Origin of the sequence: Paraburkholderia sp. Tr-20389 (genome assembly GCF_017104565.1) — a bacterium.
In the GTDB taxonomy this organism is placed as follows: domain Bacteria; phylum Pseudomonadota; class Gammaproteobacteria; order Burkholderiales; family Burkholderiaceae; genus Paraburkholderia.
Map to the genome: position 1 here is coordinate 1 of NZ_JAAGPD010000049.1, position 15,530 is coordinate 15,530.

General features: G+C 65.7%; 11 protein-coding genes and 1 pseudogene. 7 read left to right on the plus strand and 5 right to left on the minus strand.

Features of this window, described 5'->3' with window-relative positions; all coding sequences use genetic code 11:
• Window positions 1-335 (minus strand): annotated as a pseudogene (locus G3N95_RS33430) (peptidase C26); the annotation flags it as partial.
• A 157-nt stretch (window positions 336-492) separates the two neighbouring features.
• Window positions 493-2,250: a cation:proton antiporter gene (locus G3N95_RS33435; RefSeq protein ID WP_205974375.1), complete on the minus strand. Its 1,758-nt coding sequence runs from the start codon at window positions 2,248-2,250 to the stop codon at window positions 493-495.
• Window positions 2,251-2,478: 228 nt separating this feature from the next.
• On the opposite strand from G3N95_RS33435, the gene G3N95_RS33440 reads away from it, so the two are divergent.
• From G3N95_RS33440 to guaD, 7 genes are all read left to right on the plus strand, one after another.
• Window positions 2,479-3,867 (plus strand): amidase, encoded by a 1,389-nt coding sequence (locus G3N95_RS33440; protein WP_205974376.1) that lies wholly within the window; start codon window positions 2,479-2,481, stop codon window positions 3,865-3,867.
• Between the two features lie 105 nt (window positions 3,868-3,972).
• Window positions 3,973-4,479, plus strand: coding sequence for a disulfide bond formation protein B (locus tag G3N95_RS33445; RefSeq protein WP_205974377.1), 507 nt, complete (start codon window positions 3,973-3,975; stop codon window positions 4,477-4,479).
• Between the two features lie 401 nt (window positions 4,480-4,880).
• Window positions 4,881-6,422, plus strand: a complete 1,542-nt coding sequence (gene xdhA, locus G3N95_RS33450) for a xanthine dehydrogenase small subunit (RefSeq protein WP_205974378.1) — start codon at window positions 4,881-4,883, stop codon at window positions 6,420-6,422.
• Window positions 6,419-8,875 (plus strand): xanthine dehydrogenase molybdopterin binding subunit, encoded by a 2,457-nt coding sequence (gene xdhB, locus G3N95_RS33455; RefSeq protein WP_205974379.1) that lies wholly within the window; start codon window positions 6,419-6,421, stop codon window positions 8,873-8,875. The genes xdhA and xdhB overlap by 4 nt, the downstream gene beginning before the upstream one ends.
• 94 nt (window positions 8,876-8,969) lie before the next feature.
• Window positions 8,970-9,980, plus strand: a complete 1,011-nt coding sequence (gene xdhC / locus G3N95_RS33460; protein ID WP_205974380.1) for a xanthine dehydrogenase accessory protein XdhC — start codon at window positions 8,970-8,972, stop codon at window positions 9,978-9,980.
• Window positions 9,981-10,084: 104 nt separating this feature from the next.
• Window positions 10,085-11,125 carry an adenosine deaminase gene (locus G3N95_RS33465; protein ID WP_205974381.1) on the plus strand — a complete coding sequence of 347 codons (1,041 nt, stop codon included), beginning with the start codon at window positions 10,085-10,087 and terminating at the stop codon, window positions 11,123-11,125.
• Between the two features lie 29 nt (window positions 11,126-11,154).
• Window positions 11,155-12,492 carry a guanine deaminase gene (gene guaD, locus G3N95_RS33470; protein ID WP_205974382.1) on the plus strand — a complete coding sequence of 446 codons (1,338 nt, stop codon included), beginning with the start codon at window positions 11,155-11,157 and terminating at the stop codon, window positions 12,490-12,492.
• Window positions 12,493-12,590: 98 nt separating this feature from the next.
• Here the strand turns inward: guaD and G3N95_RS33475 are convergent, their stop codons facing one another.
• From G3N95_RS33475 to G3N95_RS33485, 3 genes are read right to left on the minus strand one after another with little or no spacing between them, the layout of a single operon-like run.
• Window positions 12,591-13,136, minus strand: a complete 546-nt coding sequence (locus G3N95_RS33475) for a hypothetical protein (protein ID WP_241019098.1) — start codon at window positions 13,134-13,136, stop codon at window positions 12,591-12,593.
• On the minus strand, window positions 13,123-14,931 hold the full coding sequence (locus tag G3N95_RS33480) for a TIGR02594 family protein (protein WP_205974383.1): 1,809 nt from the start codon (window positions 14,929-14,931) through the stop codon (window positions 13,123-13,125). Before G3N95_RS33480 ends, G3N95_RS33475 begins: the two co-directional genes overlap by 14 nt.
• Window positions 14,932-14,976: 45 nt before the next feature.
• A complete protein-coding gene (locus G3N95_RS33485; RefSeq protein ID WP_241019099.1) occupies window positions 14,977-15,519 on the minus strand; it encodes a hypothetical protein in 543 nt (180 codons plus the stop codon).
• Between the last annotated feature and the right edge of the window lie 11 nt (window positions 15,520-15,530).

Genomic DNA, 15,530 nt, shown 5'->3' on the forward strand with positions numbered 1-15,530 from the left:
GCCGCCGCTTCCTGCTGCGCGGTCGCCTGCGCGGCGCTCGCGCGCGCCTGCTCGGCTTCGCGGCGCTGTGCTGCGGCGTCGCTGGGCACGTGAGAGGGCGGCTGAGCGGGCGCCTGGGCCGACACCTGAGGCGATTCAGGCGTCACATTGGAGGCGCTTTCGGGGGAATCGGTGGAAGCCGCTTCTTTGGCTTCCCTTGCGGGAGTGGGCGTCGGAGCCGGACCGGGTATCGGCCCAGGAGCCGGAGCCGGCGGCGATCCCGCTGCGCCGGACTGGCCCGTGGAAGAAGATGGATTGCCGGGAGCACCGGCGTTATCGGAATTGTTCTCGCTCATGACTGTTTGACAGACGCGTCTTCGCGCGTGAACGAATAGACATGTCTCATTATCCGCCTCGCGCCCCGCTGCGGCAAACGAGCACACATTTCGTCACATCAGGACACAACATGCAACCTCGCGCAAACGCTTCTCAGCCGGGCGGTCACGCACCGCATCATGGATCCGGCTGTTCCTCGAAAGTCTCGCGCAGCGCGATCTGCATCGTCGCGTGAATCCGCACGCACCAGCGCCACAACAGCGTCAGCAGCAGCGCGGCGCACAGCAGCACGGCGACGAGCAGGCCCGTCGGCGGCAGGATCGTGCTGGAGAGCGCCGCCACGAGCAGAAACACGCCGAGCATTGAGACCACGGGCACGAGATCCGAAATGGCGTAGCGGATCGCACTCGTGAAGCGCCCTGCCTTCGCCGGCTGCACGCTGATTTCGGCGAGCAGCAGCGCCAGCGACTTGGTCTTCCGGTAGACGGCGACGAGAAACGGCATCGACACGAGCAGCGCCGCGCTCCACAGCACGACGCGCTGCATCGGCTCGGACGGCAGCCACTTCTCGACGAAGCCGGTCCCATACGGCGCCCCGTACGACGCGCCCAGAAAGATCGCCGCGACGATCGCCAGATTCACGGCGATCTGCAGAATGATGCGGCGCGTGAGACCGAATATGGTCGGCTCGCCGGACGCCGGCCGCAGGCTGCCGAGCCACTGCCCGTACATGCCGAACACGTTGGCGACCGTACGGGGCATCGCGCGGCCGAGGCGCTGGGTGAGCGGGTCCGCGGCGCGGATCAGGTACGGCGTGAAGAGCGTCGTCAGCGCGGAAACGGCAACGGCGATCGGGTAGAGGAACGCGCTCGTCACCTTCAGCGTGAGGCCGAGCGACGCGATGATGAACGAGAACTCGCCGATCTGCGAAACCGTCATGCCGACGCGCATCGCCGTGCGGCCGTCCTTGCCTGCGAGGAAGGTGCCGAGCCCGCACGAGACGATCTTGCCGAGGATCACCGCGACCGTGATGACGGCGATCGGCCACGCGTAGTCGACCAGCACGGCCGGGTTGAGCATCAGGCCGATGGTCACGAAGAAGATCGCGGAGAACGCGTCGCGCAGCGGCGCGATCAGATGTTCGATCCGGTGCAGATGGCGCGATTCGGCCATGATCGCGCCGATCAGGAACGCACCCAGCGCGATGCTGTAGTCGAGCTTGACGACCAGCAGGCAGAACGCGAAGCAGAAGCCGAGCACCGACACGAGCAGCATCTCGTCGCTTTGCGACTTGGCGACGTAGTTGAGCGCGCGCGGCACGACGAGGATGCCGACCACCAGCGACACCGTCATGAACAGCAGCAGCTTGCCGAGCGTGACGAACGCGATGCCCGCCGACAGCTCGCCCGTCTGCGCGATGCCCGACAGCAGCACCAGCATCGCGATCGCGAGGATGTCCTCGACGATCAGAATGCCGAACACCAGCTGCGCAAAACTTTCGCGCTTCAGGCCCAGTTCGGAGAGCGCCTTGACGATGATCGTCGTCGACGAAATGGCGAGGATCGCGCCGAGGAACAGCGAATCCATCGGGCTCCAGCCAAACGCGCTGCCGATCTCGTAGCCGATCCACAGCATCAGCACGATCTCCGACAGCGCTGCCACGACGGCCGTCGCGCCGACCTTGAACAGCTTGCGCAGGCTGAATTCGAGCCCGAGCGAAAACATCAGGAACACGACGCCCAGCTCGCCGAGCGTCTGGATGGTCTGCTCGTCGTGGATCAGCTGGAACGGCGGCGTATACGGCCCGATGATCACGCCCGCTGCGATATAACCGAGCACCACCGGCTGTCTCAGGCGATGGAACAGCACGGTGACGACGCCGGCAAGCGCCATCACGACTGCCAGATCCTGAATGAAGCCGATGCCGTGGTGCATGGTGTCTTTCCTTACAAAGAGTAATCTTGAAAACGCGATGGTAACGCACGAACGGTTAAAAACGATTTAGCGTGACGCGACGAAAGCACGCAAAACCCGCCGGCGAGCGTTCGCCGCGAAACTCAGGGGCTCCCGCGCGGTCTTCACCCCATTCGCACCGCGCGTGACGCCGAAGCCGCCCGAAGCGTCACAATACGGTTCCCGACTACCGACCTGCCGATTCACGCCATGACCACCGCCACGTCACCCGAACCCACACCGTTTCCGTCGCTCGCCCAACTTGCCGCCGATCTCGCCGCGGGCCGCACGACGAGCCGCGCGCTTGTCGAAGCCGCGCTCGAACGCATCGCCGATCCGGCGGGCCAGGGCGCGGCCGTCTTCATGCAGGTGGACGCCGGCAACGCGCGCGCCACGGCCGACGCGCACGACCGGCTGCGCGCCGCCGGCACCGTGCTGTCGCCGCTCGCGGGCATTCCCGTGTCCGTGAAAGACCTGTTCGACGTCGAAGGACAGGTGACGCGCGCAGGCTCGAAAGTGCTGGCGAACGCCGCGCCCGCGACGGCGGACGCACCCGCCGTCGCGCGCCTGAAGCGCGCGGGCGCGGTGATCGTCGGCCGCACGAACATGAGCGAGTTTGCGTTCTCCGGCCTCGGCCTCAATCCGCACTACGGCAATCCGCTATCGCCCTACCGGCGCGGCGTCACGGGCGACGAACGGGTGTCGGGCGGCTCGTCGTCGGGTGCGGCTGCTTCAGTGGCGGACGGCATGGCGGCTGTCGCGCTCGGCAGCGACACGGGCGGCTCGCTGCGCATTCCCGCCGCGCTGTGCGGCCTCACCGGCTTCAAGCCCACAGCCGACCGCGTGCCGAAACAGGGCGGCGTGCCGCTGTCGCCGACCCTCGATGCATTCGGTCCGATCGGCGCGACGGTCGCGTGCTGCGCGCTGGTCGACCGGATTCTCGCCGGGCTGGAACCCGTCATCCCGGCTGCGCGGCCGCTCGAAGGGGTGCGGCTCGGCGTGCTGAACCATTACGTGACGGATGGCGTCGAGCCGGAAGTCGCCGAGGCTTACGATGCCGCGCTCAAGCATCTGGAAGCGGCGGGCGCGATCGTCAGCGATGTGCGTTTTGCCCCGCTCGACCGTCTCGCCGAGATCAACCGCTTCGGCTTTTCGCCCATCGAAGCCTACGCGTGGCACAGGCCGCTGCTCGACGCGCACCGGGACGCCTACGATCCGCGCGTGCTGACACGCATCCTCAAAGGCCAGCCGGCGACGGCCGCCGACTATCTCGACCTGCTCGCCGAGCGCGCCGCCGTGCTGGCCGAGGCGCGCACCATGTGGCAACGCTTCGATGCCCTCGTCGCGCCGACGGTGCCGATCGTGCCGCCGCGCGTGGCCGAACTGGTGAATGACGACGACGCGTTCTTCCGCGCGAACGGCCTCGTGCTGCGCAATCCGAGCGCGTTCAACTTCCTCGATGCGTGCGCGATCTCGCTGCCGTGTCATCCGCGCGGCGGCGCGCCCGTCGGGCTGATGCTGGCCGCCGCGCCGCATGCCGACGACGCACTGCTGGGAATAGGACGGGCCGTCGAAGCGGTATTGAACACGATCCGCTGACGCGTGCGGCGGAACACGCGCGACCGTTCCGGGGCGCCGGCATGCGCCGCGGGCTTCGGCTAGAATCGCCGCACCCTTTACCGAACTTCCACCGCCAGCAGGATCATGAATATCGATAACGTTAAATTGCGCCGTGAGCGCAGTCTGCTCGTTCTACTGGGTCTCGTCTGTCTCGCGCTCGTGGGTGGCGCGTTGTATCTGCAGTTCGTCGAGCACGAAGATCCGTGCCCGTTGTGCATCATCCAGCGCTATTTCTATCTACTGATCGCGATCTTCGCGTTCCTCGGTGCGCGGATACGCGGCTGGACAGGCGTGCGGCTACTCGAAGTGCTGGCGTTGCTGTCGGCGCTCGGCGGCCTGCTGACGGCCGCGCGCCACGTGTATGTTCAGTCGCATCCGAATTTCAGCTGCGGGTTCGATGCATTGCAGCCGATCGTCGACGGGCTGCCGCCTGCGCACTGGCTGCCTAGTGTGTTCAAGGTCGCGGGGCTGTGCGAAACGCCCTATCCGCCGATTCTCGGCATTTCGCTGCCGGGCTGGTCGCTGATCGGCTTCGTGGTGGTTTTTGTCGCGCTGGCGATCAGCCTCTGGCGTAATCGGCGGGCTCGGTAAGTTCCGGCTTCCTCGCGCCGGGGCCGGCAATTTCGCGGCCCGGCGCGTAGCGCAGCACCAGCGCGCCCTCTTCCCACCTGATGACGCTTCCCCAGCGTCAACGCCAGGCCAGCCAGCTCGCAGCCCCCCCCAACGCCGCTTCCGGCGCCTGGGCACAGCGACCCAATCCCCACCCAGCAAGCCTTTGCGCGAATGACGCCGAGCATCGCGCCGATCCGCACGCTTCATCCGCCCCTCCCGTCATGCCCCACCCCGCATAACCCCCATTCGCGCCGTAAAATATTTTTGGGACAAAGTGGTGTTATGTTCGGGCTTGGATGGCGATCTACGTGCGCGAGGCCGGCTACGGCTCGACCCCATGCGTAACGCGCGCCTGGTCCGCAATGTCTTCAGGATTCGCCGTGACAACGCAAACCATCCGCTTCTATCACCAGGGAACCGTCCGCGAGGTCCGCGGCGTGCCCGCCTCGCGCACCGTGCTCCAGCACCTGCGCGACGACCTGCACTGCACGGGCACCAAGGAAGGCTGCGCCGAAGGCGATTGCGGCGCGTGCACCGTCGTCGTCGGTGAAGCCGATTCGCACGGACAGCTCACGCTCAAGGCCGTCAACGCGTGCATCCAGTTCCTGCCGACGCTCGACGGCAAAGCCCTCTTCACCGTCGAAGACCTGCGCCCGGCCGGCGGCGCGCTGCACCCGGTGCAACAGGCGATGGTCGATTGCCACGGCTCGCAATGCGGCTTCTGTACGCCCGGGTTCGTGATGTCGATGTGGGCGCTCTACGAGAATCAACGCAATGGCGCCGGCCTGCCGACGCGCGACGAGATCAACACCGCGCTATCCGGCAATCTGTGCCGCTGCACGGGCTACCGGCCGATCGTCGAAGCGTCGCAGAAGATGTTCGACGAGCAGCAGTACCCGCGCGTCGCGCTCGACCGCGCGGCTGTCGTCAGGGCGCTCCAGTCGATCCAGCGCAACGGCACGTTCGAATACGTCGCGCCCGACGCGCGCGGCGCCGCGTTCGGCTCGCCGGCGTTCTACGCGCCCGTCACGCTCGACGCCTTCGCCACGCTGCGAGCGCAACATCCGCAAGCCCGGCTGCTCGCAGGCAGCACCGACGTCGGCTTGTGGGTCACGAAGCAGTTCCGCGATCTCGGCGACATCCTGTACATCGGCAACGTCGCCGAACTGAAGACCATCGAACGCGACGCGCAAACGCTGACGATCGGCGCGGCGGCCTCACTGGAAGACGCGTACGCCGCGCTCGCCGTCGACTATCCCGAACTCGCCGAACTGTGGACGCGCTTCGCGTCGCTGCCGATCCGCAACGCGGGCACGCTCGGCGGCAACGTCGCAAACGGCTCGCCCATCGGCGATTCGATGCCCGCGCTGATCGCGCTCGATGCACTCGTCGTGCTGCAGCGCGAGCGCAGGACGCGCACGCTGCCGCTCGATGCGTTCTACCTCGGTTATCAGAAGACGGCGCTCGAAGCAGGCGAATTCGTCGCGGCGATCCGCGTGCCGCGTCCCGCGCCCGATCTGCGCTTTCGCACCTACAAGGTCTCGAAGCGTTACGACCAGGACATCTCGGCCGTATGCGGCGCGTTTGCGCTGCGCATCGCGGACGGCGTGATCGCCGACGCGCGCATCGCGTTCGGCGGCATGGCCGCGACGCCGAAACGCGCGCAGCAGGCAGAAGCCGTGCTCAAGGGCGCGCCATGGGACGCCGCCACGGCGCAACGCGCGATGACGGCGCTCGCCGCCGACTACCAGCCGCTCACCGACATGCGCGCATCGAGTGCGTACCGGCTGAAGGTCGCGTGCAATCTGCTGTGGCGCTTCCATCTGGAAACGCGCGATACCGATCCGCTCGCGCTGTGCGACGTCAATGCATTCGCCTTCGACGCCGCCGCGCTGCAAGCCGCGCAGGAGCCGATGTCATGAACAGGCAGACCGATGCGTTCCTTCATCGCGCAGAACTGACGCAAGCCGCCGGAGACGAGACGCCCACCGCGATCGGTGTGCCGCTGCCGCACGAGTCGGCGGCGCTGCATGTGAGCGGCGAAGCGACCTACACCGACGATATTCCCGAACTCCAGCAGACGCTGCATGCGGCGCTCGGCTTGTCGCGGCATGCGCACGCGCGCATCGTGTCGCTCGATCTCGATAGCGTGCGCGCGGCGCCCGGCGTGGTCGCCGTGCTGACGGCCGACGACATCCCAGGCGAAAACAACTGTGGCCCGGTGCTGCACGACGACCCGATTCTCGCGGACGGCGAAGTGCTGTATCTCGGCCAGCCCGTGTTCATCGTCGTCGCGCACAGCCACGAACTCGCAAGACAGGCGGCGGCGCTTGCGAAGAGCGATGACGTCGTGCGTTACGAACCGCTCGAAGCCGTGCTGACAGCCGCCGAAGCGAAGGCGAAAAAGCAGTATGTGCTGCCGCCGCTGCATCTGAAACGCGGCGCGCCCGCCGAAAAAATCGCCCAGGCGCCGCACCGGATCGCGGGCACGTTCGAGGTCGGCGGACAGGAGCAGTTCTATCTGGAAGGCCAGGTCGCATATGCCGTACCGAAGGAAATGGACAGCATGCTCGTCTACAGCTCGACGCAGCATCCGAGCGAAATGCAGCATGTCGTCGCGCATATGTTCGGCTGGCCGACGCATAGCGTGCTGTGCGAATGCCGCCGGATGGGCGGCGGCTTCGGCGGCAAGGAATCGCAATCGGCGCTCTTTGCGTGCGCGGCGTCGCTGGCCGCGCACCTGCTGCGCCGTCCCGTGAAGCTGCGCGCCGATCGCGACGACGACTTCATGATCACGGGCAAGCGCCACGACGCGATCTACGACTACGAAGCCGGCTTCGACGACGACGGCCGCATTCTCGGCGCGCGGGTCGAGATCGCGCTGCGCGCGGGCTTTTCGGCTGACCTGTCGGGCGCCGTCGCGACGCGCGCCGTGTGCCACTTCGACAACGCGTACTACCTGTCGGACGTCGATATCGTCGCGCTGCCGTGCAAGACGAACACGCAGTCGAACACCGCGTTTCGCGGCTTCGGCGGCCCGCAAGGCGCGCTCGTGATGGAAGTGATGATGGACGGCATCGCGCGCGAACTGCAGCGCGATCCACTCGACGTGCGCCGCGCGAATTTCTACGGTATCGGCGAGCGCAACGTCACGCCCTACGGTCAAACGGTCACGGACAACGTGATCGCGCCGCTCACCGACGAACTGATCGGATCGAGCGGCTATCGCGCGCGGCGCGACGCGATCGCCGCGTTCAATGCGACGAGTCCCGTGCTCAAGCGCGGCATCGCGTATTCGCCCGTCAAGTTCGGCATCTCGTTCAACGTGCCGTTCCTGAACCAGGCCGGTGCGCTCGTGCATGTCTACAAGGACGGCTCGGTGCTCGTGAATCATGGCGGCACCGAAATGGGCCAGGGCTTGAACACGAAGGTCGCGCAAGTGGTCGCGAGCGTGTTCGGGCTGCCGCTGGCTCGCGTGCGCGTGACGGCGACGGATACATCGAAGGTCGCGAACACGTCGGCGACGGCGGCCTCGACGGGCAGCGACCTGAACGGCAAGGCCGCCGAAGCCGCCGCGCACACGATCCGCACGCGCCTGGCCTCGCTCGCCGCGAAAGAACTCGGCGGCACACCCGACGAGGTCAGGTTCGAGCATGGCGAAGCGCATGCGAACGGTGCGTCGATACCGTTCCCGCAACTCGTCAACGCGGCCTATCTCGCGCGCATCCAGCTGTGGTCCGACGGCTTCTATGCGACGCCGAAAGTGCATTGGGACGCGAAGACGCTGACGGGTCATCCGTTCTACTACTTCGCGTACGGCGCGGCCGTCTCCGAAGTCGTGATCGACACGCTGACGGGTGAATGGAAACTGGTGCGCGCCGACGTGCTGCACGACGCCGGCCAGTCGATCAACCCCGCCATCGATCTCGGCCAGGTGGAAGGCGCGTTCATTCAGGGCATGGGCTGGCTCACGACGGAAGAGCTCTGGTGGAATCGCGACGGCCGACTGATGACGCACGCGCCGTCGACGTACAAGATTCCCGCCGTCAGCGACACGCCCGCCGCGTTCAACGTGAAGCTGTACCGCAATGAAAACGCCGAGCCGACCGTGTTCCGCTCGAAGGCCGTCGGCGAGCCGCCTTTGTTGCTGCCGTTCTCGGTGTTTCTCGCGATTCGCGATGCCGTCGCGGCCACCGCGCCCGAAGCCGCGCACGCGCCGCCGTTGCGCGCACCCGCGACGCCCGAAGCGATTCTCGACGCCATCGAAGCCATCGACGCGACTACCGCACTGACGGCTGGCGCGCGTGCTGCAACGAGTTCGGGGGCGACCGGTCCCACTTCGCCGGAACCGGCGGGCGCAGGCACGACGGCATAGCAACTACACAGGTGCTGCGCGACACGACCGCGCCGCGCCTACGATCAACCGGCTGCGCGGCCAACCCGCGCGGCCTTGCATGGAGAACGGCCGGATGCATGCATGGCTCACCGATCTGCAACACCTGCTCGCTCACGGCGACGCCGTCGTGCTCGTGACGGTTGCCCGCGCCGAAGGTTCGGCGCCGCGCGACGCCGGTACGAAGATGATCGTCACGCGCGACTCGGCGCGTCACACGATCGGCGGCGGGCATCTCGAATGGAAAGCGATCGAAAGCGCGCGCCAGGTGCTGCGCGACGGCATGCGCGCGCCGAACATGCGGCGGCTCGAGCGGTTCGCGCTCGGACCGAGCCTCGGCCAGTGCTGCGGCGGCGCCGTGGTGCTCGCCTTCGAACGGCTGGATATCGCCGATCTGGGCTGGGTAACGTCGCTCGCGAAGCGCATCGCGGCGGGTCAATCGGTGGTGCGTAGCGTATCATTCGGGCCCGCCCCCGATGCCGTGATGCTGTCCGATCCGGAGCCGGGCGTCGAAAGCGCCGACTGCCTGCTATGGGACGGCGCCGGTTTCGACGACAGCAGCGCACTGCTCACCGAAACTATCGCGCCGCGCGACTTCCCCGTCGTGCTGTTCGGCGCGGGGCACGTGGGCGCCGCGCTCGTGCGCGTGCTCGCGACCCTGCCCTGCCATGTGCGCTGGGTCGACGAACGCGATGCGCAGTTCCCCGAGCCCGGCATGCTGGGCGCGGCGAACGTGACGATCGACGCGAACGACGCACCCGACGAAGCCGTCGACAAGGCCGCGCCGCACACGTATTTCATCGTGATGACGCACAACCACGCGCGCGACCTCGATCTCGCCGAACGCATCCTGCGGCGCGGCGACTTCGCGTTCTTCGGCATGATCGGCTCGCACACGAAGCGCAAGCAGTTCGAGCACCGGCTCGCCGCGCGCGGCTTCGATCCCGTCGCGATTGCGCGGATGAAATGTCCGCTCGGCGTGGACGGCATCGTCGACAAGTCGCCGGAGATCATTGCGATTTCGGCGGCGGCGCAACTGCTGCAGGCCGTCGAGGCCAACGCGGCGCATGCGGTGCAGACGGCGTGAGCATGAAACCCGCATCGACCCACGCATTGCAAACACATTGGGGACGTCCGACCAGCCATCGGACGTCGAATAAATCCATCGATAACCCGAATCACTGACCGACCATGACGACAACCACACTGTCCCCGCTAGCTCACAAGACCAACGGCGCACCCAAGGCCGAGTTGCACATTCATATCGAAGGCTCGCTGGAACCCGAGCTGATCTTCAAGCTCGCCGAACGCAACGGCGTGAAGCTCGCGTATGAATCGATCGATGCGCTGCGTGCCGCGTACGCGTTCACCGATCTGCAGTCGTTCCTCGACATCTACTACGCGGGCGCCAGCGTGCTGCTGAAGGAAGAGGACTTCTACGACATGACGATGGCTTACGTCGAGCGCGCGCTCGCGGACAACGTCGTGCATACGGAAATCTTCTTCGATCCGCAGACGCATACGGAGCGCGGCGTGCCGATTGCGACCGTGGTCGCGGGCATCGAACGCGCACTGGCCGAAGCCGAAACGCGCGGCCTCACGAGCAAGCTGATCTTGTGCTTCCTGCGGCATCTGTCCGAAGAGGACGCGCTGGCCACGTTCGACGCGGCGCTGCCCCTGTTCGATCAGTACCGGCACCGGCTGATCGGCGTCGGCCTCGATTCGTCGGAGCATGGCCATCCGCCGTCGAAGTTCGAGCGCGTGTTCGCGAAGGCACGCGCCAAAGGGCTGAAGCTCGTCGCGCACGCCGGCGAGGAAGGCCCGCCGTCGTACATCTACGAAGCGCTCGATCTGCTGAAGGTCGACCGCGTCGATCACGGCGTGCGCAGCATCGAAGACCCGGCGCTCGTCACGCGTCTCGCCGATTCGCGCGTCGCGTTGACGGTGTGCCCGCTGTCGAACCTGAAGCTGTGCGTGTTCGACGATCTGACCAAACACACGCTGAAGGCGCTGCTCGACAAGGGCGTCGCCGTCACGGTGAATTCCGACGACCCCGCGTATTTCGGCGGTTACGTCAACGAAAACTACCTCGCGACGATCGACGCCCTCAAGCTCGACGACGCCGAGGTGTACACGATCATCCGCAACGGCTTCGAGGCGTCGTTCGTGACGCCCGCGGAGCGCGACGCGATGATCGCGAAACTCGATGCGCACTGGCGCGCATCCGCTTGATCCTCATAAGTTCGGAGACGGTTTCACTCATGACTCAAACAGCTTTTCGCGCGCAACTGCTGACGTTCAACGGCGATCCTGCGCAATCGTCCAACGCTGCAGTCTTCAACGAAGACGGCCTTTTGATCGTCGAAGACGGACACGTCGTCGCGGCGGGCGCGTATGCGTCCGTCGCTGCACAGCTCGCACCCGGAACGCAGGTGGTCGAGATGCGCGACAAGCTGATCGTCCCCGGTTTCATCGACACGCATATTCATTTCCCGCAGACGGACATGATCGCGTCGCCTGCGCCGGGTCTGCTGCCGTGGCTCGACACCTACACGTTCCCGACCGAGCGCGGGTTCAGCGACACCGCCGTCGCACAGGACACGGCGCGCTTTTTCGTCGACGAGCTGCTCGCGAGCGGCACGACGACGGCGCTGGTCTACTGCACGGTGCACAAGCAATCGGCCGATGCGCTCTTCACGGAAGCGCAGCGGCGCAATGTGCGGATGATCGGCGGCAAGGTGCTGATGGATCGCAACTGCCCCGAGTTTCTGCGCGACACCGCGCAATCGGGCTATGACGACAGCGCCGAGCTGATCGCGCGCTGGCACAACAAGGGACGCCAGATGTACGCGCTCACGCCGCGCTTCGCGCCGACCTCGACGGAAGCGCAACTCGAAGCGACCGGCGCGCTCGCGAAGCTGCATCCCGACGTGTTCATCCAGAGCCACGTCGCGGAGAATCATGACGAAGTGAAGTGGGTGGCGAGCCTGTTTCCCGGTCACCGCAGCTACCTCGACATCTACGATCACTATGGTCTGTTGCGACCGCGCGCCGTGTACGGGCACTGCATTCACCTCGATGCCGAGGACCGTCGCCGGATGGCGGAGACGCGCGCGGTCGCCGCGCACTGCCCGACGTCGAATCTGTTTCTCGGCAGCGGCCTGTTCGATTTCGACAAGGCGGCCGAGTCGGGCATGCCTGTGGCGCTCGCGACCGACGTCGGCGGCGGCACGTCGTTCTCGATGCTGCAGACGATGAACGAAGCGCACAAGGTTGCGCGTCTGGGCGGGCATCATCTGACGGCGACGCGCATGTTCTGGCTGGCGACGGCGGGCGCAGCCGAAGCGCTCGATCTGGGCGACCTGATCGGCACGCTGAAGCCGAAGGCCGAAGCCGACTTCGTGGTGCTCGATCCGCACGCGACGCCGCTGCTCGCGCGACGCACCGCGCGCACCGGGACGCTGGAAGAACTGCTGTTCGCGTTCGCACTGCTGGGCGACGATCGTGCCGTGTATGAGACGTATGCAGCGGGGCAGCGTGTGCATCGGCGCGACGATGCGCGCCAGCATGTGACGGGGAAGGCGCGCATCGCGGCCTGATCTGATGCGATGTTCGCGTAGGCGGGTACGCTGCACAAATAGCAAAACGGCGCTTCACATGAAGCGCCGTTTTGCTTTCTGGCGTCACCGCTTGCCGCTCACGGGCACGCTTCCATCGCGACCTGCACCACGCGCAGCGTGAGCTTGCCTGCTTCCTTCACGAACGACAGGCGCAGCGCACGCACGCGCTGACCCGCGGTGCACTGGCTTTGCGCGAGATCGTAGTGGAACATCGACACGCACTGCCCCGCCGGATACGTCGATACGGTCTTCAGCGCATCGGGATGACGGTCGCGTCCGGGGTAATAGAGAAACGTCGCGTCATGTGCCGTCTTGAACGAGCCGAAGTACTCGGGATGATCGGCGAAAAACGATGCCAGTTGGCCCGCTCGCGCCGGCCCTGTCTTCTGTGTCTCGTTGATGTTCGCGACGTCGGCGACATTGGAGGCGATCTTCATGTCGGGTGCCGCATAGCGCGTGAAGGCGTCGGTGGACGGATAGTGCTTCCAGAAGGTCTCGTCGAGCGACTTGATGTCGGTCTTCGTCACGCACTCGGCGGCATTCGGCGCGGCGAAGGCTACGGCACCGCACCCGAGCAGGGCCAGCAAAACGGTAACGCGTGCAAGCGTATTAGCGATCGGCATGATCTTTCTTCTTCTTGAATTCGATGTGGAAGGCGTCGTTGAGTTCGTCGGCGGTCGAGGTTTCGAGTACGGCGCCCTTGGCAAGTTCAGCCTGCGCGAACTTGAGATAGCTCGCGGGCACATAAAAGCCCTTTAGCTCCGACGCTTTCTGCGTGCCGAAGTTGATCGCGTCGCTCTGGTTGCCGCCCAGCAGGATCGGGCCGCCCGCTTTCGTCTTCGCGTAGACGAAAGCAGCGTGGCCGCCCTTCGGATGCTTGTAGACGGCTACCGCGCCGAACACCGGATGATCGATCTTCACGAAGTTCTTGCTGTTGCGAAACGACTGCGAATCCATCGGGCTCGCGGTGATCGGGTAGCCCGCCTGCATCAGACACCAGTTCACGAACGACGCGCACCACGGATTGCCGTTGCCGACCAGCGACTTCAGATTGCCGCCCACTTCCTTGTGATAGTTGATCGTCTTCGTGATCACGTCTTCCTTCTGGCCATGCCAGAGCTTCGCCTGGTCCAGCGCCTTTTCCATCCACGGCGCCTGCGGCGAGACGGCGGGAATCAGCGCAAGCGGATGTCCCTGCCCCTGCTTGCTGCGGTCCGGCGTCACGGCGGATGAAGCGCCTTGCGGCGCAGCGGCGGCCGATGCAGGCGCGGGTGCGCTGGCGGCGGGCGTACTCTTTGGCGTCGATGCGGGTGTCGATGCCGTTGCAGTAGCCGCTGTCGATGCCGGCGCGGACTTCGGCGCGGACGCATCGTGTCCCAGCGACGACAGACTGCCGTGCGAGCCGCTTTGCATCGCGTCACCGGCTTCGGATGAAGCGGGCTTCGCCTTCGCGGCACTCGCGTGCTCAGGCGCAGCCTGCTCCTGCGGCTTCGAGCCATGAATCGTCAGATAGTCGCCCGCGAAAATGCGCGCCGATTTCAGATGATTGTCCTGCTTCAGCTGATCGACGCTCGTCTTGAACTTCGCGGCGATCTTGCCGAGCGTGTCGCCCGACACGATCTTGTAGCGAAACGGCGTCTTCGCGTCGTTGCGCGTCGAGTCCTTTGCATAGTGAGTCTGCGTGGCCGCCGTGCTGACGAACAGATCGCGGAAGAACACATGCGCCGACGACACCGCCTGCGTCGTGATCGTGCCGATCTCCTTCAGACCGTCCTGCGTGTCGTGCATCAGCAGCTGGATCTGCTGGCCCGCCTGCTCGAACGGCAACAACGGCAACTGGCCGAGAGGGTTGGTCTGCAGCGTCTGCTGCTTGCCGTTCGTCTTCACGACCACGGGCTGATTCGGGATCGGCTGCGCGCCGTTGGACAGCGTGACGGACGCCGTCTTCACCCACTTCTCATGCCGCGTCTCGACCCGCGCGTAGTAGCCCTCGCGCTTTTCCATCGCCGACATCATCGAGTCGAGTTCGCCGTCGTTCATCGAGCTGAGCTGCCGATCGCGTGCAAAGCCGGTGTGATCGCAGATCCACTTGATGTACGCGTCGGTGTCGTTCTCGCTGCGCGGCGCGTAGATTTCCATCGCCGACGCGATCGTCTCGTTGTTGTACTTGCGGCGCAGCAGCGCCTTCTTCTCGGCGCGCCCGGTGTCGTAGTCGGGGAAGATGAAGAACTTGCCGCTCTTCGAATCGCCCACGCCGATCGACGTCGTCACGTATTTCGACGGCGGCCGCATGTTGCCCGGATTGTTGAAGCGCCACGCGATCGTGCCGCCGCTGCGCAACAGGATGTCCCCGTTGTCGGCGACGTATTGCACCGTCAGCGTCGATTTGTCGTGAGTCGCGGATACGAATCTAGTCATGGCGCACCGCACGGGCAGGCATGGGCAAAAGGGAAACCGGCATCATCAGTGCAGCGCTTTCGCCGTTTCGGCCAGCGCGCGCTCCACCGTGTAGTTCTGCTGCTCCGTATAGTCGCCCTTGGCCACGGGCGCGAAGTAGTACTTCCATTGCACCTCGCCGCCCGCGAACAGTCGATACGTCTGCGTGCTGACAGGCCCCGGGCTGTTGTAACCGTGCACGGCATTCTTGTGCGCCGTCACGAGCCATGTGTTGCCCCCTTTCACGACGACCATCGCGTCGGTGATGATGTCGTCGCCGCCGTTGAAGGTCGAGAAGTTCAGGCTGTAGTCGTTGAGCTTCGCCTTGTCCTTGACGATGGGAATCAGCGTCAGCGTGTTGTCGCGCCCTTCCAGATAGAACGCATAGTTGAGGTAGTACAGCCGCGAATTGTCGGTCAGTACGCCGGCGACCAGCATCAGCTTGCCGTCCTTGACGTCCCAGCGGGTCACGCCGCTTTCGTATTGCTCGGCACGCGCGGCGCCGTGCGCGAGCACGCCGCTCGCCAGCAGCAACGCGGCTGCCATCGTTCGAAAGTTGTTTCGCTTCATGCGCTTTATCA

Coding starts and splice junctions, on each gene's coding strand:
- G3N95_RS33485 (WP_241019099.1), bottom strand. CDS start 15,519: ATGAAGCGAAACAACTTTCGAACGATGGCAGCCGCGTTGCTGCTGGCG.
- G3N95_RS33480 (WP_205974383.1), bottom strand. CDS start 14,931: ATGACTAGATTCGTATCCGCGACTCACGACAAATCGACGCTGACGGTG.
- xdhB (WP_205974379.1), top strand. CDS start 6,419: ATGAACAGGCAGACCGATGCGTTCCTTCATCGCGCAGAACTGACGCAA.
- G3N95_RS33435 (WP_205974375.1), bottom strand. CDS start 2,250: ATGCACCACGGCATCGGCTTCATTCAGGATCTGGCAGTCGTGATGGCG.
- G3N95_RS33445 (WP_205974377.1), top strand. CDS start 3,973: ATGAATATCGATAACGTTAAATTGCGCCGTGAGCGCAGTCTGCTCGTT.
- G3N95_RS33440 (WP_205974376.1), top strand. CDS start 2,479: ATGACCACCGCCACGTCACCCGAACCCACACCGTTTCCGTCGCTCGCC.
- G3N95_RS33465 (WP_205974381.1), top strand. CDS start 10,085: ATGACGACAACCACACTGTCCCCGCTAGCTCACAAGACCAACGGCGCA.
- G3N95_RS33475 (WP_241019098.1), bottom strand. CDS start 13,136: ATGCCGATCGCTAATACGCTTGCACGCGTTACCGTTTTGCTGGCCCTG.
- xdhC (WP_205974380.1), top strand. CDS start 8,970: ATGCATGCATGGCTCACCGATCTGCAACACCTGCTCGCTCACGGCGAC.
- guaD (WP_205974382.1), top strand. CDS start 11,155: ATGACTCAAACAGCTTTTCGCGCGCAACTGCTGACGTTCAACGGCGAT.